The sequence below is a fragment of the Microbacterium sp. NPDC055910 genome (genome assembly GCF_042271185.1).
GTDB lineage: Bacteria > Actinomycetota > Actinomycetes > Actinomycetales > Microbacteriaceae > Microbacterium.
Map to the genome: position 1 here is coordinate 258373 of NZ_JBHJZS010000001.1, position 20706 is coordinate 279078.

Below are 20706 nucleotides of genomic sequence, written 5' to 3' on the forward strand. Positions count from 1 at the left end.
CCGCGCAGACCCGGGGGCGGGCCTGCGCGGCGAACGCCGGATTTTGCGGCACCATGAGCGCATGAGCGAAGAAAGCGCACCGGCCCCGACGCCGGGCCGCGGCCCGCGTGCCGCCCTCATCACCCTCCTCGTGCTCGTCGGGGTCGTCGTGGTGATCGCCCTCGTCACCGTGCTGCTGCGCGGCGGTCCCACGGCGCTGGACGAGACCTCGCCCGAGGGCGTGGCGCAGCGCTACACGCAGGCGCTCATCGACGGCGACGTCGAGGCCGCCGTCGAGCTGCTCGCTCCGGGCGACGACGACTGCGGCTACTTCATGCCCGACGGAACGGAGTACCGCGTCACTCTGGCGGGAACCACCGTCGACGGCGACACGGCCCGAGTGCGCGTCGTGGTCACCTACTCGTACAGCGGCGGCCTCTTCGGCGGGGGCGAGTCGCAGTCCGAGGAGGTCTTCCGGCTCACCCGCACCGACGGGGACTGGCTCATCGTGTCCGCGCCCTGGCCCTTCGTCGAGTGCATGCGGAGCGCGCAATGAGAGGTCAGACGGTGGTTCGCCGCGTCATCGTCTTCTTCGTCCTGTTCTCGCTCGTCACCGTCGCCGCGATCGGTCTGAGCGGCCTTCTCGCCCGGCTGCTCGACGTGGGCACGGTCGTCGTCGATGTCGGCGGAGGCGACATCGCCCGCTCGCTCGCCTTCACCCTCATCGCGACCCCGCTCGCCGTGGCGCTGTGGTGGTGGGAAGCACGTCGGCTGCGCACCGATCCCGAGGAACGCTCCTCCATCGGGTGGGGCCTGTACCTGCTCGTCGTCACGCTGACGTCGCTCATCGTCGCCACGGTGGGGATGGGGGATGCCGCGGCCGCCGCACTCGCCGGTCAGTGGCGTCCGGGGGCGTTCGCGACCGGCGTCGTCTGGGCGGCGGTGTGGGTGCTCCACCGCGCCCTTCATCGCAGCCCGTCGTTGTCGCCGACACGGCTCGGGATCCCGACCGTGTCGCTGTCGGCGGTGTGGGGTCTCGTCGTGGGAGCGTCCGGCGCGATCGCGGCGCTCGCGGCGCTCGTTTCCGACGCGCTCGATGGCGCGTCGGTGCTCGTGGCGACCAACGGAACCGCCGTCGCCGTTCTGCAGGGACTCGTCTGGGCATTCCTCGGCGCCGCGGCGTGGGCATGGCACACCTACGGTGAGGGCGCACGTACGGCAAGAGGCGGCTTCGCCGAGATCGTCCTCGTGGCCGTCACCGCCGGCTTCGCGGCCCTCGCGCTCGTCGGCGCGGGGGTGCTGCTGCAGAGCATCCTGCGCCTCCTGTTCGGAGACGGGGATGCACGCGTCGTGCTGACGTCGGTCGATGTCGCCCTCGCCGCGGCGCTCGTCGCCGGCATCATCAGCACCTATCACGGGGGTATCGCGCATCGGGCCTCATCGAGGGTCCGGCAGGCGACGAGGCTCGCCGTGGCGGGGATCGCCGTCATCGGCGCCGCGAGCGGATTCGGTGTCGTGGTGAACGCCCTCCTGGCCTCGCTGACGGCGCCGATCGTGGCGACCGCGCCCCTCACCCTGCTGCTCGGCGGACTCAGCGCCCTCGTCATCGGCGCCCCGGTGTGGTGGCTCGCGTGGCGGCCCGCCCATCCGAGCCCACCGGCCGTCGCTCCGCCCGCCGACGCACCCGTCGACGATCGCGCGCGCCGCGTCTACCTCGTCATCGTGTTCGGGACGAGCGCGATCGTCGCGATCATCGCGCTGCTGATGATCGGGTCGCGGCTGCTCGCGCTCGTCTTCGACGCGTCTTCTGCCGGCGGCGCCATCGACGTCCTGCGCGCACCGCTGGGCGTGGTCGTCGCGACGGGACTGGTCTTCGCCTACCACTTCGCGGTGTGGCGGCGCACGCGCGGCACCGCCGCCGACACTCCGAAAGCGACGATCGGGAGGATCCTCCTCGTCGCGGGCGGTCCGGAAGGGGAGTCGCTGGCGGCGGGGATCCGAACCGGTCTGGGGGTGCCCGTCACGCTGTGGCGCACCGCCGATGCGGCCCCCTCGGAGCACCCGGCCGCGTTCTCCGATGGCGCGCTGTCCGAGCTCGTGCAGTCGCTCCGCGGCATCGTCGCGCAGCGTGTGCTCGTCATCGCGGATGCCGCGGGCCCGCGGATCATCCCGTTGGCGGAGTGAGCGCCCGAGGCGGGTACACTGGAGCCAGCTCTCCGCGAGGCGGCATCCAGGCCAACTCCCCCAGGACGGAAACGTAGCAAGGGTAACCAGGCTCTGCCGGGTTCGCGGAGAGTCTTACTTTTCCCCGGTGGATCCGGTGCGCGCCTAGGGTGGACGAGTGGCGCAGAGCATCTACATCACGTCGGCCGAAGGTCACTCGGGTAAATCCACGATCGCCTTGGGCGTTCTGGATGCCATGAGCCGGGCGACTCCCCGGGTCGGGGTCTTCCGCGCGATCGCCCGCTCGACGGACGAACCGGACTACGTGCTGCAGATGCTGCTCGATCACGACGGCGTCGATCTGCCCTATGAGGACTGCGTCGGCGTGACGTACGACGACGTGCGACTCGATCCGGATGCCGCCCTCGCCACGATCGTCGAGCGGTTCAAGGCCGTCGAGGCGCGGTGCGATGCGGTCGTCATCGTCGGGTCGGATTACACCGATGTCGCCAGTCCCGCCGAGCTCGCCTACAACGCTCGCATCGCCGCGAACCTCGGCGCACCCGTGCTGCTCGTGCTGAGCGGCCGCGCCGGCCAGGGCGAGCAACTCGGCGCGTCGACGGCGCGGACACCCGAGCAGGTCGGGCAGATCGCGTCGCTCGCGCTCACCGAGCTCGCGCACGGGCGAGCGGGTCTGCTCGCCGTGATCGCGAACCGCGTCGACCCCGACCGCCTCGCCGAGACCGTCGAGGCCGTGAAGGCCGTCGTCGAGACGGCGCCGCACGCCGGACGCGCCAGCGCCGAGCACCCGACTGCCGTCTGGGCGCTGCCCGAGGACCGGTTTCTCATCGCGCCGTCGGTGCGCGGCGTGCTCCGGTCGGTCGAGGGCCGGTTCGTCAAGGGCGACCCCGACCTGCTGACGCGCGAAGTGCTGAGCGTCGTCGTGGCGGGCATGTCGATGGTCAACGTGCTGCCGCGCCTGGAAGAGGGCGCGATCGTCGTGGTCGCCGCCGACCGCACCGAGGTGCTGCTGGCGACGCTGCTCGCGAACGCCTCGGGCACCTTCCCCTCGCTCGCCGGCATCGTGCTGAACGGCCCGTTCCCGCTGCCCGACCCGATCAACCGGCTCATCGACGGCCTCGCCTCGTCGCTGCCGATCATCACGACCGACCTCGGGACGTACGAGACCGCGCTTCGCGTCATGCGCACGCGCGGGCGGCTCGCCGCCGACTCGCAGCGGCGTTACGACACGGCGCTGGCGATGTTCGAGACGCACGTCGACACGGCCGAACTGACCGAATCGCTCGGCCTCGCGCGATCCACGGTCGTGACGCCGCTCATGTTCGGGTACGAGCTCGTCCAACGCGCTCGCAGTCACCGCAAGCGCATCGTGCTGCCCGAAGGCGGCGACGACCGCGTGCTGCGAGCGGCGGCGCGCGTGCTCTCGAGAGGCATCGCAGACCTCACGATCCTCGGCGACGAGACCGAGGTGCGCTCGCGGGCCATCGAGCTCGGGGTCGACATCGAGCAGGCGCACGTCCTGTCGCCCTTCGACCCGGGCCACGTGGACATGTTCGCGCGCGAATACGAGCGCCTGCGCGCGCACAAGGGCGTGACGTACGCGAAAGCTGCCGACACGGTGACCGACGTGTCGTACTTCGGCACGCTCATGGTGCATCTGGGCCTCGCTGACGGCATGGTCTCGGGCGCCGCCCACACGACGGCGCACACGATCCGGCCGGCGTTCGAGATCATCAAGACGCGGCCCGACGTCTCGGTCGTCTCGAGCGTGTTCCTCATGGCGCTCGCCGACCGCGTGCTCGTCTACGGCGACTGCGCCGTCATCCCCGATCCGACGATGGAGCAGCTCGCCGACATCGCGGTGTCGTCGGCCGCCACCGCGTCGCAGTTCGGGATCGACCCGCGCATCGCGATGCTGTCGTACTCGACGGGGGAGTCCGGTTCGGGAGCCGACGTCGAGAAGGTGCGCGGCGCGACGCGACTCGTGCGCGAACGCGCGCCCCAGCTGCTCGTCGAGGGCCCCATCCAGTACGATGCCGCGGCCGACGTCGCCGTCGCGGCGGCCAAGATGCCCGGCTCGCAGGTCGCCGGCCGTGCGACGGTCTTCGTCTTCCCCGACCTGAACACGGGCAACAACACCTATAAGGCCGTGCAGCGCTCCGCGGGGGCGATCGCGATCGGCCCCGTGCTGCAGGGGCTCAACAAGCCCATCAACGACCTCTCGCGCGGCGCGCTCGTCGAGGACATCGTCAACACGATCGCGATCACGGCGATCCAGGCGCAGGGAGAGGATGCCGTATGAGCACGGTGCTCGTCGTCAACAGCGGGTCCTCGTCGTTCAAGTACCAGCTGATCGACATGCAGACCGAGTCGGTTCTCGCCTCGGGCCTCGTCGAGCGGATCGGCGAGGCCGTCGGCCGCGCGGTGCACACGGTCGAAGCAGCCGCGCTGGCCGACCCTCGCGGTCCCGCACCGACCGTCGTCGAGGCGACGTACGAACGCGAACTCGCCATCCCCGACCACACCGCCGGTTTCGCCGTCATGCTCGACGCGTTCGCCGAGCACGGGCCCTCGCTCGACGAGCGGCCGCCGGTCGCCGTCGGTCACCGGGTCGTGCACGGGGGCGCGCGCTTCTTCGAGCCCACCATCATCACGCCGCTCGTCGAGATCAACATCGACGAGCTGTCCATGCTCGCGCCGCTGCACAACCCCGGGGCGCTGCAGGGCATCCGCGCCGCCAGACTCGCGTTCGCCGACATCCCGCACGTCGCGGTCTTCGACACGGCGTTCCATCAGACCCTCGCGCCCGCCGCCTACACCTACGCGATCGATCGCGAACTGGCCGCCGAGCACCGCATCCGCCGCTACGGCTTCCACGGCACGTCGCACAAGTTCGTCTCCGAAGCCGCGGCGGCCTTCGTCGGCCGCCCGCTCGGCGATCTCACCCAGATCGTGTTCCACCTCGGCAACGGTGCATCCGTCACGGCGATCGACGGCGGACGCTCCGTCGACACGTCGATGGGCATGACACCGCTCGAAGGCCTCGTGATGGGCACGCGATCGGGTGACATCGACCCGGCGGTGCTGCTGCAGCTGGGGCGTCGCGCGGGCATGTCGATCGACGATCTCGACACCCTGCTGAACAAGCGCTCCGGCCTGCGCGGTCTCGCCGGCGTGTCCGACATGCGCGACGTCGTGCAGCGTATGGAGAAGGGGGATGCCGCGGCGACCCTGGCGTTCGAGGTGTATCTGCATCGCCTGCGCGGTTACGCCGGTGCATACCTGGCGCAGCTCGGCGGCGTCGATGTCATCTCGTTCACGGCCGGTGTCGGCGAGAACTCCGCCCTTGTGCGGGCGGGCGCCCTCGCGACACTCGGCTTCGCCGGCGTCGAGATCGACCCCGCCCGGAACGAAGAGCGGGCACGGGGGACCCGTCGCATCTCGACCGACGCGTCGCGTGTGACCGTGCTCGTCGTGCCGACCGATGAAGAGCTCGAGATCGCGCGTCAGACGCTGCAGGCGACGGAAGCCTGACGGCGGGTGTCGCTCGCGGCGCGCGCCGATTACGCTTGCATGACGGCGCGAAGGTGGGCCGAGCCCGTCTGCCGTTCCTCCGTCGAAGGGAACCCGTGACCACCGAGCCGCACCCCGATCTCTCCGCGTACGACGCCGTCCTGTTCGATCTCGACGGCGTGCTCACCCCCACCGCCGACGTGCACATGCACGCCTGGCGGACGATGTTCGAAGAGCTGTTCGCGCAGTGGAACATCGAGCCGCCGTACAGCGACGCCGACTACTTCGCATCGCTCGACGGCAAGAAGAGGTACGACGGCGTCGCGAGCCTGCTGCGCTCGCGCGATGTCGAGGTGCCCTGGGGAGACCCGTCCGACCCCGTCGAAGCCGACACCGTGTGCGGCATCGGCAACCGGAAGAACGTCGTGTTCGAGCGTGTCCTGCGCGAAGACGGCATCGCGCCCTACCCGGGCTCGGTCGCCGTGCTCGACGTGCTCGACGCCGCCGGCACACCGGTCGCGGTCGTCTCGAGCTCGAAGAACGCCGAAGAGGTTCTGAACGTCGCCGGCATCCGCGGGCGATTCCCCGTCGTGATGGACGGCGTGATCGCCGAACGCGACCATCTCGCCTCCAAGCCCGCGCCCGACGTCTTCATCGAAGCGGCCCGGATGCTGGGGGTCGATCCCGCCCGTTCGGTCGCCGTCGAAGACGCCATCAGCGGCGTCCAGTCCGCCGTCGCCGGCGGCTTCGCCCTCGTCATCGGCGTCGACCGCGGCGTCGGCGCATCCGCTCTCACCGACGCCGGGGCCCACGTCGTCGTCGCCGACCTGCAGGAGCTCGTCCCGTGATCGATCGCGACCGCTTCCCCGTCGACCCGTGGCGTCTCGTCGAGAGCTCGTACTCCGACGAAGACGCGGGCGTGACCGAGACGCTGTTCTCGCTCGCCAACGGCTACCTCGGACTGCGCGGCAATCACGCGGAGGGGCTGCACGCGCAGGAGGACGGCACCTATATCAACGGGTTCCACGAGACCTTCCAGATCCGTCATGCCGAGCAGGCGTACGGTTTCGCCGAGGTCGGTCAGACGATCGTGAACGCCCCCGACGCGAAGGTCATGCGGGTCTACGTCGACGACCAGCCGCTCACGCTCGACATCGCCGATCTGCGCGAGTACGAGCGCAGCCTCGATCTGCGCGACGGCGTGCTGCGCCGGTCGTTGCTGTGGGTCACGCCGTCGGGCAAAGAGGTACGGGTCGAAGACGAGCGGCTCGTCTCGTTCGACCAGAAGCACCTCGCGGTGCTGCGCTTGGATGTCACGGTGCTCAACGACGACGCTCCCGTCACGATCAGCTGCCAGGTGATCAATCGCCAGGACGGCGAGAACGTGTACGGCGGCAATCCGATCGTCACGAAGAAGGCCGGCTTCGATCCGCGCAAGACCGAGAAGCTCGAGGAGCGCGTCCTGCAGCCGCAGGAGTACTGGCAGGAGGAAGACCGCTCGGGCCTGTCGTATCGCGTGAGCGAGTCGGGCATGACGATCGCCGTCGTCGCCGATCACATCGTCGAGACCGCGAACGAGTTCGAGACGCGACGCCTCGTCGACGCCGACATCGCCAAGAACGTCTATCGCGTCCACGCGAAGGCGGGCGTGCCGATCCGCATCACGAAGCTCGTCGGCTACCACACGTCGCGCGGCGTGCCCGCGCGCGAGCTCGTCGACCGATCGCGTCGTACGGTCGACCGCGCCCTCGCTCTCGGCGTCGACACGATCTTCGCCGACCAGAGGACGTGGCTCGACCGGTTCTGGGAGCGTTCGGACGTGCGCATCGGCGGACACGACGACCTGCAGCAGGCGACGCGCTGGTGTCTCTTCCAGCTCGCACAGGCCGCCGCTCGGGCCGACGCCCACGGCGTGCCGGCGAAGGGCATGACCGGCTCCGGATACAGCGGGCACTACTTCTGGGACACCGAGATCTACGTGCTCCCGTTCCTCGCCTACACGACGCCGTTGTGGGCGCGCAACGCACTGCGGATGCGCTACCTCATGCTCCCCGCGGCACGGCGTCGCGCCTTCCAGCTGAACGAGGCGGGCGCGCTGTTCCCGTGGCGCACGATCAACGGCGAAGAGGCCTCGGCCTATTACGCCGCCGGCACGGCGCAGTTCCATATCAACGCCGACGTCAGCTACGCGCTGGCGAAGTACATCCGAGCGACGGGCGACATGGACTTCCTCCACCGCGAGGGCGTCGACATCGCGGTCGAGACGGCGCGCCTGTGGGCGACCCTCGGGTTCTGGCGCGTCAGCGACGGCAGCATCGACGTCGAGTCGTTCCACATCCACGGCGTGACCGGTCCCGACGAGTACACGACGGTCGTCAACGACAACCTCTTCACGAACGTCATGGCGCGCTTCAATCTGCGCTTCGCGGCGCGGACGGTCCGCGAGATGCAGCAGAACGCTCCCGAGGCCTACCGGCTCATGGCCGAGCGCCTCGATCTCGAGCCCGACGAGGCCGAGGCGTGGGATCGTGCCGCCGAGGCGATGCACATCCCGTTCAGCCCGGCCCTGGGCATCCATCCTCAGGACCATGTGTTCCTCGAACGCGAGATCTGGGATCTCGAGAGCACGCCTCCCGAGAAGCGCCCGCTGCTGCTGCACTTCCACCCGCTCGTCATCTACCGCTACCAGGTGCTCAAGCAGGCCGACGTCGTGCTCGCGCTGTTCCTGCAGGGCAATCACTTCTCGGCCGAGGACAAACTCGCCGACTTCGAGTACTACGACCCGCTGACGACGGGCGACTCGACGCTCTCGGCGATCGTGCAGGCGGTTCTCGCGGCCGAGGTCGGCTATCAGGACCTCGCGCTGGAGTACTTCCGCCAGGCGCTGTTCGTCGATCTGGCCGACCTGCACGCCAATACCGCGGACGGCGTGCACGTCGCGTCGGCCGGGGGAGTGTGGACCGCGCTCGTGTCCGGTTTCGGCGGCATGCGCGACCATTTCGGCGAGCTGACCTTCGACCCGCGGCTTCCGGTCTCGTGGCCTTCGCTCGAGTACGTGCTGCACTGGCACGGCACGCGCCTCGAGGTGAAGGTCACGCGCGACGAACTGCGCGTGCGCGCGTCGGACGGCGACCCGGTCGGATTCAGCGTGCGCGGCACGGGATACGTCGTCGGATCGGACGAAGAGGTCGTCGTCCCGCTGCGCGGGCAGGGCCCCGTCATCGCCGGCCGGCCGTCGCTGCAGGAGCTCGGCGAAGCGCGGCGGGAGGACGGCTCGATCCTGTCGGCCTCGGTGCCGACGGTCACCGCCTCGATCCCGGTCATCGGGATGGCGGCCGACGTCGAGCACGGCGTCGACGCGTGAGATCGGATGCCGGTGCCGCACCGGCTCCGGTGTCCGAGGCACGCCGTAGGCTAGGCGGGTGACCACAGCCCTCTATCGTCGGTACCGACCCGAGTCCTTCGGCGAGATGATCGGGCAGGCGCAGGTCACCGATCCGCTCATGACGGCGCTGCGCGGCGACCGCGTCGGTCACGCCTACCTCTTCTCGGGGCCGCGCGGCTGCGGCAAGACGACATCGGCTCGCATCCTCGCGCGCTGTCTGAACTGCGCGCAGGGGCCGACCGACACCCCGTGCGGCACGTGCGACAGCTGCGTCGAGCTCGGTCGGGGCGGGGGCGGGTCGCTCGACGTCGTCGAGATCGACGCCGCGAGCCACAACGGCGTCGACGATGCGCGTGATCTGCGCGAGCGCGCGATCTTCGCGCCCGCGCGCGACCGGTTCAAGATCTTCATCCTCGACGAGGCGCACATGGTGACGCCGCAGGGCTTCAACGCGCTGCTCAAGCTCGTCGAAGAGCCCCCCGATCACGTCAAGTTCATCTTCGCGACGACCGAGCCCGAAAAGGTCATCGGCACGATCCGCTCGCGCACGCACCACTACCCCTTCCGGCTGGTGCCGCCCGCCGCGATGCTCGACTACGTGCAAGAGCTGTGCACGAGCGAGGGCGTCGAGGTCGAAGCCGGTGTTCTGCCGCTCGTCGTGCGCGCCGGGGGCGGCTCTCCGCGTGACACGCTCTCGCTGCTCGATCAGCTCATCGCCGGCTCCGATCCTTCGACGGGCTCAGGAACCGATCCTTCGACGGGCTCAGGAACCGGTGCAGCCAGTGTGATCGTGCGGTACGAGCGCGCCGTCTCGCTGCTGGGCTACACCCACGCCGAGCTTCTCGACGAGGTCGTCGACGCCTTCTCGGCGAACGACGCCGCCGGGGCGTTCGCGGCGATCGACCGCGTCGTGCAGACGGGGCAGGATCCGCGACGCTTCGTCGACGACCTGCTCGAACGGCTGCGCGACCTCATCATCATTGCGGCGACGGGCCAGGGCGCTTCCGCCGTGCTGCGCGGTCTCTCCGAAGAAGACCTCGCACGCATGACCCGTCAGGCCGATGCGTTCGGCCCGGCACGGCTGTCGCGCACGGCCGACATCGTCATCGCGACGCTCGACGACATGACGGGTGCGACCTCGCCGCGCCTGCAGCTCGAGCTCATGGTCGCACGCGTCCTCGCGAGCGGACCGGCGGTGGCCGAGTCGCCACGGGCGACGACCGAAGCACGCACCCCGGTTCCCACCGCTGGCGCTCCCGCGCCCGCTGCTCAGGCACCGGCCGCTCCCGTCGCTTCCGCGCCGGCACCCGCTGCTTCCGTGCCGGCTCCGGCTGCTTCCGCGCCGGCACCCGCTGCGCCGGCTCCCGTCGCTTCCGCGCCGGCACCCGTTGCGCCGGCTCCCGTCGCTTCCGCGCCGGCACCCGCCGCGCCGGCACCTGCATCTCCTGTGTCGGCACCGGCGGCCGAGCCCGTCGCCACGGGTCCGGTCACGCTGCAGCGCATTCAGGATGCGTGGCCCGAAGTGCTCTCGCGCCTCGAGCAGATGCGGCGCTCGTCGTGGCTGCTCGCCTCCGCGACGCGCGTCATCGAGCTCGACGGCGACCCCGCGGCGCCGAACATCACGCTCGCGTTCCGCAGCGCGAGCGACCTCGAGCGGTTCAAGCCGCGTGCCATGGGCGGCACCGACGCCCATGTCGACGTGCGTCAGGCGATCGCCGACACCCTCGGCGTCCAGGTGCGCTTCCGGACGCGGCTCGACGGCCCGCCGCCGGCGGGACGTGACGAGGCACCGCCGCCGTCCGACGACCCGCCGCCGCCCGACGACGACCCTTCCGATCGCCCCGGTCCCTCGCGCCCAGCTCCCGCATCCGGCCTCTCGCCCGACCCGGTGCCGCGCTCGCCGGCGCCCGAACGCACGGCGCCCGCTCCCGGGCGCGCATCGCCGTCGGCCTCGCCCGTCACCGAATGGGCCGTCGCACCTATTCCGGCGACTCCCGACGCGCCGGCGGCCCCCGATGCGCCGGCACCGGGGGCGGCCTCCGCACGGGGGACAGGCGTTGTGGCGGCATCCCTCGCCGTCGACGACGAACCCGAGGATGCGGCATCCGCTCACTCCCGCACGATGACCCTCGCGCACGACGGCGCCGTGCTGCCTCCGGCCGATGTGACGCCGTCGATCGAGCCGGTCGATGACGACGAGATCGATGCCGAGCAGCTCGACCCCGTGCCGGTGCCGCCCGTCGTGGCGCCGCGGATCGCACCCCCGCGTCGCGCCGACGGCGTGCAGCGCTACGGCGAGGCGGTCGTGCGTCAGATGCTCGGCGCGACGTTCGTGCGAGAAGAGCCCTACACGCCCGCGACGAAGTTCGGATAGACCATGTACGACGGCATCGTCCAAGACCTCATCGACGAGTTCGGCCGGCTTCCCGGCATCGGCCCGAAATCGGCGCAGCGCATCACGTTCCACATCCTGCAGTCGCCGTCGTTCGATGTCTCGCGCCTGGCCCAGCTGCTCAGCGAGGTGCGTGAGAAGGTGCGCTTCTGCGATGTGTGCGGCAACGTCTCCGAGCAGGACCGCTGCAGCATCTGCCGCGATCCGCGACGCAACGCGACGCTCATCTGCGTCGTCGAAGACGCCAAAGACGTCGCGGCGATCGAGCGCACGCGAGAGTTCCGCGGTCTCTACCACGTGCTGGGCGGCGCCATCAGCCCGATCGCCGGCGTCGGCCCCGACGACCTGCGCATCACGCAGCTCATGCAGCGACTCGCCGACGGCACGGTGCAAGAGGTCATCCTCGCGACGAACCCCAACCTCGAGGGCGAGGCGACCGCGACGTATCTGAGCAGACTGCTGCACACGCTCGAGATCGCCGTGACCCGGCTCGCGTCGGGTCTGCCCGTGGGCGGCGACCTCGAGTACGCCGACGAGGTCACGCTCGGTCGCGCGTTCGAAGGGCGCCGGTCGGTCGGATGACCGCCGTACTCCAGCGGTTCACTCCGCGAGCCTGGGTGCTGTTCGGTGCGATGTGCCTGCTGTGGGGCATGCCCTACCTCTTCATCAAGCAGGCGGTCGACTCGTACTCACCGGCATCCGTCGTCGCCGGGCGCACGCTCATCGCGGCCCTCATCCTGCTGCCGTTCGCGATGCGGCAGGGAGCGCTGCGGCCCGCGTGGAAGAAGCTCGGCTGGGTGCTCGTGTTCGGGGCCGTCGAGATGGCCGGGCCCTTCCTGCTCCTGAGCCACGCCGAGCAGACGCTGCCCTCGGGGCTCACGGGACTCCTCGTCGCGACGGTGCCGCTGTTCGCCGCGATCGTCGCCTTCACGGCGGGGGACCGGTCGGTCCTGAAGCCGTCGAGGGTGATCGGACTCGCGATCGGCTTCGGCGGGGTCGCCGTCATCGTCGCCGGTCCGGGCCTGGCCGTCGGCGGTCCGGGCGCCCTCATCGCCATCGGAGAGCTGCTGCTCGTCGCCATCGGGTACGCGATCGCGCCGTTCATCGTCGCGCACAAGCTCAAGGGCATCCCCGCGCTCGGGACCATCACGATCTCGCTCGCCGCCGTCGGCATCTTCTATCTGCCGATCGCCCTGCTCACGCAGCACGAGATGCCGACGCTCGAGAGCACGACGGCGCTCGTCCTGCTCGCGGTCGTGTGCACCGCGGTCGCCTTCATCGTCTTCTTCGCGCTGATCGATCTCGTCGGGCCGTCGCGCGCGCCGCTGTTCACCTACGTCAACCCCGTCGTGGCGATCATCCTCGGCGTCATCATCCTCGGCGAGCAGATCACGCCGGGGCTGATCGTGGGCTTCCCGCTCGTGATCCTCGGATGCTGGCTCGCGGCGACCGGCGGCGCGCTTCGCGCCAAGAAGCCGCCGGGCGACATCCCACCCGTCGCACTCGGCTGAGCCGCCCTCGACCGCGCCGCTCAGCGCAGCACTTCGACCAGCGCGACCCAGGAGACGAGGATCGCGCCGACGATCGCGAGGAGGGCGCCGGCGGCGGCCACCGCAAGAGCGGCCGGCTGCGCCGCGAGCGCGAGCACACCCGCGGCGAGATAGGCGACCGCGGGAACGAACCCGAGGAGCGACTTCGCCCATCGTGCGCCGTCGCGCGGATCCCGGTCGGCGGCGAGCACCCGCGCCGTGGCGATCTGGAATCCCAGTGCGATGAGGGCTGCCGCCACGACGAGACCGCCGAACCACAGCCCGTCGATGCCGGGCACGAGCCCCAGGGCCGAGGCGATGAGCGCCACGACGAGCATCACGATCGCCGACCCGAGCCGAGCCGTCAGGGGGCGGGAGGCGACGATGTCGCCGATGTTGACGCTCGCCGCGACGATGACCAGGCCCGCCAGAGCGGCCGTGGCTCCCGTCATCGCGACGTTGAACTCGCTCCACTCCTGCAGGAACCCGCTCATGACGTGCACTCTAGCGACGTCGTCACATGAGCGGGAGGGCATGGCCGGCTCCGTAAGATGGAGGTCTGTGTGCGGCATCCGTCCGTGCATCCGGGGAGTTCCATCGTGGCGCTGATCGTCCAGAAATACGGCGGGTCGTCTGTCGCGGATGCCGAGGGCGTCAAGCGCGTGGCGAAGCGCATCGTCGATACCCGCCGCGCCGGCCACGACGTCGTCGTCGCCGTGAGCGCCATGGGCGACACGACCGACGAACTGCTCGAACTCGCGACCGAGGTCGCGCCCATCCCCGCCCCGCGCGAGCTCGACATGCTGCTCTCGAGCGGCGAGCGCATCTCGATGGCGCTGCTGGCGATGGCGATCCATTCGATGGGCTTCGAGGCGCGATCCTTCACGGGCAGCCAGGCGGGCATGATCACCGATGCCACGCACGGCGCGGCGCGGATCGTCGATGTGACGCCCGTGCGCCTGCGCGAGGCGCTCGACGAGGGCGCCATCGTCATCGTCGCGGGCTTCCAGGGGTTCAACCGCGACACGCGCGACATCACGACGCTCGGCCGCGGGGGCACCGACACGACAGCCGTCGCGCTCGCCGCGGCACTGGATGCCGACGCCTGCGAGATCTACAGCGACGTCGACGGTGTGTTCACCGCCGATCCGCGCGTCGTGCCGAAGGCGCGCAAGCTGCGGGTGGTCACGAGCGAAGAGATGCTCGAGCTGTCGGCAAACGGTGCGAAGGTGCTGTACATCCGCGCCGTCGAATACGCGCGTCGGCACGGCGTGCTCATCCACGCGCGCTCGACCTTCAGCTCGGGCGTCGGGACCTACGTGCTGGGACCGGGAATGACGCTTCCCGACGGCGAAAAGGGAGAACAGATGGAAGAGCCGATCGTCGCGGGAGTCGCGACGGACCTCAGCCAGGCCAAGGTCACCGTCGTCGGCGTTCCCGACGTGCCGGGCAAGGCCGCCGAGATCTTCAAGGTCGTCGCCAAATCCGGCGCCAACGTCGACATGATCGTGCAGAACGTGTCCGCGGCGACCACCGGACGCACCGACATCTCGTTCACGGTCCCCAAGATCGAGGCGAGCGTCGCGCTGCGCGCCCTCGCCGCGGAGCAGGCCGAGGTCGGATTCGAGAACCTGCTGCACGACGACCAGATCGGAAAGCTCTCGGTCGTCGGCGCCGGCATGCGCACGCACTCGGGCGTCTCGGCGACGCTGTTCGAGGCGCTGTCGATCGCCGGTATCAACATCGAGATGATCTCGACGTCCGAGATCCGCATCTCGGTCGTCGTCAGCGGCGACGACCTGGCCGAGGCCGCTCGCGCCGTGCACACCGCCTACGACCTCGACGGCGAGATCGAAGCGATCGTCCACGCCGGAACCGGTCGCTGAGCCACCCGAGAGGACCCGACACCATGACCCGCATCTCCGACTCCGGAGTATCCCTCGCCATCGTCGGCGCCACCGGACAGGTCGGCACCGTCATGCGCGAGATCCTCGTCGAGCGCGACTTCCCGATCCGCGAACTGCGCCTGTTCGCCACGGCCCGCTCTGCGGGCACGTCGATCGACTTCGGCGGCACGACCGTCATCATCGAAGATGTCGCGACCGCCGACCCCGCAGGCATCGACATCGCGCTGTTCTCGGCGGGCGCGACGGGCAGCCGCGCGCACGCCCCGCGCTTCGCGGAAGCCGGCGCGGTCGTCATCGACAACTCCAGCGCGTGGCGTCTCGACCCCGACGTTCCGCTCGTGGTGAGCGAGGTCAATCCGCACGCGATCGCCGAAGCCACGCGCGGCATCATCGCCAACCCGAACTGCACGACGATGGCCGCCATGCCGGTGCTGAAGGCCCTGCACGCCGAGGCCGGGCTCGAGCGCCTCATCGTCAGCACGTATCAGGCCGTCAGCGGCTCGGGTCTCGCGGGTGCGCAAGAGCTGCTCGGCCAGGTCGAGGGCGTCCTCGCGCAGGGCGATACGCTCCGGCTCGTGCACGACGGGTCTGCCGTCGACTTCCCCCAGCCGGAGAAGTACGTCGCCCCCATCGCGTTCGACGTCATCCCGCTCGCCGGTTCGATCGTCGACGACGGCGAAGACGAGACCGACGAAGAGAAGAAGCTGCGAAACGAGAGCCGCAAGATCCTCGAGCTGCCCGAGCTGCGTGTGGCGGGCACGTGCGTGCGCGTTCCGGTGTTCACGGGGCACTCGCTGAGCATCAACGCCGAGTTCGCGCGCGACATCTCGCCCGAGCGCGCCCGCGCCGTTCTCGCCGAGGCGCCCGGTGTCGCGCTCGACGAGGTGCCCACGCCGCTGCAGGCCGCCGGCAAGGACCCCAGCTTCGTCGGCCGGATCCGCGCCGATCAGTCCGCGCCCGAGGGCAAGGGGCTTGCGCTGTTCATCAGCAACGACAACCTGCGCAAGGGCGCCGCGCTCAACACCGTGCAGATCGCCGAACTCGTCGCCGCGTCGCTCCGCGACGGCGTCGGAGTCTGAGCGGTCGGGGCGTGCACGCGGGCGCGCCTAGAATCGTATGGTGACCGAACCCGTGGATGTCGTTCTCGTCGGCGGTGGCATCATGAGTGCCACCCTGGGCACGCTGCTGTCCGAGCTGCAGCCTGACTGGAAGATCGTCGTCGTCGAACGACTCGGCGACGTCGCCCTCGAGAGCTCGAACGCGTGGAACAACGCCGGCACGGGCCACGCCGCGCTGTGCGAGCTGAACTACATGCCCGAAGGGCCCGACGGCACCGTCGACCCCGCCAAGGCGATCGCGATCAACGAGCAGTTCCAGCAGAGCCGGCAGTTCTGGTCGACGCTCGTCGATGAGGGCGTGCTCGATGCCCCCTCGACGTTCATCAATCCCGCGCCGCACATGACGTTCGTGCGGGGCGAGAAGGATGTCGCCTACCTCAAGAAGCGCTACGAGGCGCTCAAGGATCAGCCGCTGTTCGCGGGGATCGAGTACAGCGAGGATTCCCGCGTCATCAACACGTGGGCTCCGCTGCTCATGGACAAGCGCGTCGCCGGCGAGCCGTTCGCCGCGACCCGCGTGCCCGCCGGCACGGATGTGGACTTCGGCGCGCTCACCCGTCAGCTCTTCGACCACCTCCGCGACCGCGGCGTCGATGTCGTCACGAATCACGAGGTGCGCAGCATCCGTCGCCGGAAGGACGGCACGTGGCGCCTGAACTGGCGCAACACGATCGGTCACACGCCGGGCTTCACCGATGCGCGCTTCGTGTTCGTCGGGGCGGGCGGCTGGGCGCTGAAACTGCTGCAGTCCTCGGGCATTCCCGAGATCTCGGGATACGGCGTCTTCCCGATCGGCGGACAGTTCCTCAAGACCACGAACCCCGCGATCGTCGCGCAGCACAAGGCCAAGGTGTACTCGCAGGCCTCGGTCGGTGCGCCCCCCATGTCGGTGCCGCACCTGGACACGCGTGTCGTCGACGGCGAGGCATCGCTCCTGTTCGGCCCCTTCGCGACCTTCAGCCCCAAGTTCCTCAAGAACGGCCGCATCACCGACATCGTGGCGCAGGTGCGCCCCGGCAACCTCTGGCCCATGATGAAGGTCGCGATCGACAACCCCTCGCTCATCACCTATCTCGTCGGCGAGCTGATGAAGGACCACGCGAAGAAGGTCGACAGCCTGCGCACCTTCATGCCCACCGCGAAGGACGAGGACTGGACGCTCATCCAGGCCGGCCAGCGCGCACAGGTCATGAAGAAGGACCCGAAGAAGGGTGGCGTCCTGCAGTTCGGCACCGAGGTCATCACGGGCGCGGACGGCACGATCGCGGGTCTGCTCGGGGCGTCGCCCGGAGCGTCGACGGCCGTCTCGATCATGCTCGGACTGCTCAAGACCTGCTTCCCCGAGCAGCTGCCCGCGTGGGAGGGCCGCCTGCGCGAGCTCGTGCCCAGTTACGGCGAGACCCTCAACACGCGACCCGACGTGGCCGAGGCATCGATCGCCGAGACGGCCGAAACGCTCTCCATCCTGGCCTGACACCCGCACCGTGAGGCTCTGGTCGCTGCACCCCGAGATGCTCGACCGGGTCGGCCTCGTCGCGTGCTGGCGTGAGGCGCTTCTCGCACAGAAGGTGCTCACCGGCGCGACGGTCGGCTACACGCGGCATCCGCAGCTCGAGCGCTTCCACGCGTGCGCCGAGCCGATCGATGCGATCGGCCACTTCCTGCAGGCGCTGTGGGCCGAGGCGACCGCCCGCGGATACTCGTTCGACCGCACGCGGATCCTGCGCCCGGATGCCGCCACGCCCGGCATCACCGTGACCGACGGCCAGCTCGCCTATGAACACGGGCACCTGCGTGCGAAGGTCGCGATGCGGGATGCCGCGTGGCTGCCGCGCGTCGGAGAGGTGCCGCGCCCCGCGCCGAGCTTCCGCGAGGTGCGCGGGGGCATCGCGTCGTGGGAGCGCCCGTAGGGGATCCCTGCGTCGACCGTCGCGTCGCGAGGCGACCTCGGCGCGACTACGCTCGGCACGTGGCGAAACTGTACTTCCGATACGGGGCGATGAACTCCGGCAAGTCGACCGCACTGCTGCAGGCGGCGTACAACTACGAAGAGCGCGGTCAGCGCGTGCTGCTGGCCAAGCCCGCGATCGACACGAAGGACGCCGACCACGTCTCGTCGCGCCTGGGGATGTCCCGGCCCGTCGACTTCCTCATCCGTCCCGACGACGACCTCCGGGCGCTGTTCGCCGCTCATCGCTCGCGGCTGCGCCATGACGCGGTGGAGACGCTCATCCCCGATGCGTCGATGTCGGGCCGCGCGGCCGATGTCGCGTGCCTCCTGGTCGACGAGGCGCAGTTCCTCACGGCCGCGCAGGTCGACGATCTGCTGCGGATCGTCGTGCTCGACGGCATCCCGGTGCTCGCGTACGGGATCCGCACCGACTTCCGCACCGAAGCGTTTCCGGGCTCCCTGCGGCTGCTCGAACTCGCGCACAGTCTCGAAGAGCTCAAGACCATCTGCCGCTGCGGACGAAAGGCGCTCTTCAACGCGCGGCTCGTCGGCGGGCGGTTCGTGTTCGACGGCGACCAGGTCGCGATCGACGAGCTGTCGAGCGACCGGGTGACCTACGAGTCGATGTGCGCCGAGTGCTATCTGAGCGAGTCGGGAGGACGGCTCGGCTGACGGGGCAGGAGATGTCGACACGCCGCCTCCGCCGGCTACTCGATCCAGATCCGGGCCGCCTCCACGCTGCTTCGCAGCACGGACACGACCCGCATCTAGGCTAGGGGGATGCGCGTTCTCCTCGCCGGCGGAGCCGGCTACATCGGAACCCACACGGCGGTCGCCCTGCTCGATGCCGGCCACGATGTCGTGCTGCTCGACGACCTGTCCGGAACGAGTGCCGTCGCCGCCGAGCGCGTCGCCGAGATCTCGGGCCGTGCCGTGCCTCTCGTGGTGGGGGATGCCGCCGACGATGTCGCCGTCGAGCAGGTGTTCGCCGACCACGGCCCGATCGACGCGATCGTGCACCTCGCGGCGTTCAAGGCCGTGGGGGAGTCGACGCAGAAGCCGCTGGAGTACTACTCGAACAACCTCGACACGACCTTCGCGCTGCTGCGCGCGGGCCTCGCCCACGGTATCCGCTCGTTCGTCTTCTCGAGCACGGGCACGGTGTACTCCGACCCGGCCGATCTGCCCTTCACCGAGCAGTCGGCGACGAGCGTAGACCTGTCGAACGCGTACAGCAAGTCCAAGCGCATGAACGAGGTCGTGCTCGCCGACGTCGCGCGGGTGCATCCCGAGCTGAACGTCACGGTGCTGCGGTACTTCAACCCGGTGGGGGCGCACCCGTCGGGACTCATCGGCGAGGATCCCGCCGGCATCCCCAACAACCTCATGCCGTTCGTGTCGCGCGTCGCGATCGGCTCGCTCGATCGCATCGGCGTGTTCGGAGACGACTACGACACACCCGACGGCACCGGGCTGCGCGACTACATCCACGTCGTGGATCTCGCCGAAGGGCACGTCGCGGCTCTCGAGAAGGCTGAGCCGGGCTTCGCCGTGTTCAACCTCGGCACGGGCGTGCCCGTGAGCGTCCTCGAGCTGATCACGTCGTTCGAGGCGGCGGTGGGTCGCGAGCTGCCTCGCGTCATCCTGGAGCGTCGCCCGGGCGACGTCGCGGCGACGTACTGCGACCCGACGAAGGCTCGCAGCGAGCTGGGCTGGCAGACGCGGCTCACGATCGACGATGCCTGCCGCGACTACTGGAATTGGCAGACGAAGAACCCGCAGGGGTACGCGTCGGTCTGAGCCGTCATGCGGGCCGCGCGACGGGTTTGCGCGCCTTCGCGGGCTTCTTCTTGGGCGCCTTCTTCGAGGACGCGGCGGGCTTGCGCGGCGGGAGCGGCACGAGCATCGAGGTCGTGCGCTTGTACTCCGCGTACGCGGGGTACTTGGAGGCCGAGATCGATTCTGTGAACATCGTCGAGCCGATGAAGAGCACCGTGAGCAGCAGTGCGCCCACGATCGTCCCGTTGACCGCACCTCCCCACAAGCCCAGACCGGATGCCACGGCCGCGGTGGCGCCCATCGCATAGACCATCCACCACTGGGCCTGTTCGGCGAAGAAGTTCGGGTGGCGGCTCCAGCGGAACAGGCCGGCCGTCAGGAACCCGGGCTCGAGGTGGCCGCCCGCGCGCTTCTTCCGCGCGTGGAAGGCCCACTGCTGCTGGTCGGCGACCGTCTCGAACACGAGGAAGCCCGCGAACGCGACGGCGAAGACGCCGTCCCAGATCGTGAACGGCGCCGGATGCTGCCACGCGATGTATGCGGGCAGCGTGATGAGCACGAGCAGCGCGTTCTGGTAGAGCACGATGAAGAAGAGGTTGAACAGCTGGAACTGCCAGGGACGCATCCGCGCGCGCAGGATCGCCCAGCGGTAGTCCTCCATGCCGGTGTACCCGCCCTTGCGCGCGAAGTTGAACGTCAGCCGGGCACCCCATGCCGTCACGAGCACCGCCATGACGATCAGGCGCGCGGCGTCCTCTCCCGCGGCGATGGCCGCCCCGGCGAAGATCCACACGTAGACGACCGGCACGATCGACCAGAGCCGGTCGACCCACGAGGTGTCCTTCGTGATGAGCGAGGCGATCCAGCAGAAGGCGCATACGGCGCCGGCGACGATGAGCGTGACGACGAGCGGATCCATGGCTGACACTTTAGGGCTTGCATGTGGTCTGACCACGCGCTAGCGTGGTC

General features: G+C 69.9%; 17 protein-coding genes and 1 other RNA gene. 16 read left to right on the forward strand and 2 right to left on the reverse strand.

All coding sequences use genetic code 11. The features are described 5' to 3' along the window. Positions 1 to 61 precede the first annotated feature (61 nt). The 10 genes from ACFC3F_RS01295 to ACFC3F_RS01340 all read left to right on the forward strand — a co-directional run bounded on the left by ACFC3F_RS01295 (position 62) and on the right by ACFC3F_RS01340 (position 12964). Positions 62 to 535 carry a hypothetical protein gene (locus tag ACFC3F_RS01295; protein WP_376125562.1) on the forward strand — a complete coding sequence of 158 codons (474 nt, stop codon included), beginning with the start codon at positions 62 to 64 and terminating at the stop codon, positions 533 to 535. Then, a complete protein-coding gene (locus ACFC3F_RS01300; protein ID WP_376125565.1) occupies positions 532 to 2163 on the forward strand; it encodes a DUF5671 domain-containing protein in 1632 nt (543 codons plus the stop codon). The genes ACFC3F_RS01295 and ACFC3F_RS01300 overlap by 4 nt, the downstream gene beginning before the upstream one ends. Before the next feature lie 23 nt (positions 2164 to 2186). Beyond that, an RNA gene (gene ffs, locus ACFC3F_RS01305) (signal recognition particle sRNA small type) lies at positions 2187 to 2283 on the forward strand. A gap of 37 nt (positions 2284 to 2320) precedes the next feature. Further along, entirely contained in the window at positions 2321 to 4465 is a 2145-nt protein-coding gene (gene pta, locus ACFC3F_RS01310; RefSeq protein ID WP_376125567.1) for a phosphate acetyltransferase, read from the forward strand. Further along, positions 4462 to 5697, forward strand: a complete 1236-nt coding sequence (locus ACFC3F_RS01315; RefSeq protein WP_376125570.1) for an acetate/propionate family kinase — start codon at positions 4462 to 4464, stop codon at positions 5695 to 5697. The genes pta and ACFC3F_RS01315 overlap by 4 nt, the downstream gene beginning before the upstream one ends. 95 nt (positions 5698 to 5792) lie before the next feature. Then, positions 5793 to 6524 carry an HAD family hydrolase gene (locus tag ACFC3F_RS01320; protein ID WP_376125573.1) on the forward strand — a complete coding sequence of 244 codons (732 nt, stop codon included), beginning with the start codon at positions 5793 to 5795 and terminating at the stop codon, positions 6522 to 6524. Next, positions 6521 to 9040: a glycoside hydrolase family 65 protein gene (locus tag ACFC3F_RS01325; RefSeq protein WP_376125577.1), complete on the forward strand. Its 2520-nt coding sequence runs from the start codon at positions 6521 to 6523 to the stop codon at positions 9038 to 9040. The genes ACFC3F_RS01320 and ACFC3F_RS01325 overlap by 4 nt, the downstream gene beginning before the upstream one ends. A 58-nt stretch (positions 9041 to 9098) precedes the next feature. Further along, a complete protein-coding gene (locus ACFC3F_RS01330; RefSeq protein ID WP_376125580.1) occupies positions 9099 to 11435 on the forward strand; it encodes a DNA polymerase III subunit gamma and tau in 2337 nt (778 codons plus the stop codon). Positions 11436 to 11438: 3 nt separating this feature from the next. Then, positions 11439 to 12035, forward strand: coding sequence for a recombination mediator RecR (recR, locus tag ACFC3F_RS01335; RefSeq protein WP_376125583.1), 597 nt, complete (start codon positions 11439 to 11441; stop codon positions 12033 to 12035). After that, the gene (locus ACFC3F_RS01340; protein WP_376125586.1) at positions 12032 to 12964 is read left to right on the forward strand and encodes a DMT family transporter; all 933 of its coding nucleotides are present in this window, start codon (positions 12032 to 12034) and stop codon (positions 12962 to 12964) included. The genes recR and ACFC3F_RS01340 overlap by 4 nt, the downstream gene beginning before the upstream one ends. 20 nt (positions 12965 to 12984) lie before the next feature. Here the strand turns inward: ACFC3F_RS01340 and ACFC3F_RS01345 are convergent, their stop codons facing one another. Continuing rightward, positions 12985 to 13476 (reverse strand): hypothetical protein, encoded by a 492-nt coding sequence (locus tag ACFC3F_RS01345; protein ID WP_376125589.1) that lies wholly within the window; start codon positions 13474 to 13476, stop codon positions 12985 to 12987. A gap of 105 nt (positions 13477 to 13581) precedes the next feature. On the opposite strand from ACFC3F_RS01345, the gene ACFC3F_RS01350 reads away from it, so the two are divergent. The 6 genes from ACFC3F_RS01350 (at position 13582) to galE (ending at position 19758) form a co-directional block, all read left to right on the forward strand. Continuing rightward, positions 13582 to 14868, forward strand: coding sequence for an aspartate kinase (locus ACFC3F_RS01350; RefSeq protein WP_376125591.1), 1287 nt, complete (start codon positions 13582 to 13584; stop codon positions 14866 to 14868). A gap of 23 nt (positions 14869 to 14891) precedes the next feature. After that, a complete protein-coding gene (locus ACFC3F_RS01355) occupies positions 14892 to 15968 on the forward strand; it encodes an aspartate-semialdehyde dehydrogenase (RefSeq protein ID WP_376125594.1) in 1077 nt (358 codons plus the stop codon). 37 nt (positions 15969 to 16005) lie between these two features. Continuing rightward, positions 16006 to 17481, forward strand: coding sequence for a malate:quinone oxidoreductase (locus tag ACFC3F_RS01360; protein ID WP_376125596.1), 1476 nt, complete (start codon positions 16006 to 16008; stop codon positions 17479 to 17481). Between the two features lie 10 nt (positions 17482 to 17491). Next, positions 17492 to 17917: a pyrimidine dimer DNA glycosylase/endonuclease V gene (locus ACFC3F_RS01365; protein ID WP_376125599.1), complete on the forward strand. Its 426-nt coding sequence runs from the start codon at positions 17492 to 17494 to the stop codon at positions 17915 to 17917. Between the two features lie 59 nt (positions 17918 to 17976). Beyond that, positions 17977 to 18630 (forward strand): thymidine kinase, encoded by a 654-nt coding sequence (locus tag ACFC3F_RS01370; RefSeq protein ID WP_376125602.1) that lies wholly within the window; start codon positions 17977 to 17979, stop codon positions 18628 to 18630. 108 nt (positions 18631 to 18738) lie between these two features. Continuing rightward, positions 18739 to 19758 (forward strand): UDP-glucose 4-epimerase GalE, encoded by a 1020-nt coding sequence (galE, locus tag ACFC3F_RS01375; protein ID WP_376125605.1) that lies wholly within the window; start codon positions 18739 to 18741, stop codon positions 19756 to 19758. A 4-nt stretch (positions 19759 to 19762) separates the two neighbouring features. On the opposite strand, the gene ACFC3F_RS01380 is transcribed toward galE, so the two are convergent. Further along, positions 19763 to 20656 carry a DUF1295 domain-containing protein gene (locus ACFC3F_RS01380; protein WP_376125608.1) on the reverse strand — a complete coding sequence of 298 codons (894 nt, stop codon included), beginning with the start codon at positions 20654 to 20656 and terminating at the stop codon, positions 19763 to 19765. Positions 20657 to 20706: the final 50 nt, after the last annotated feature.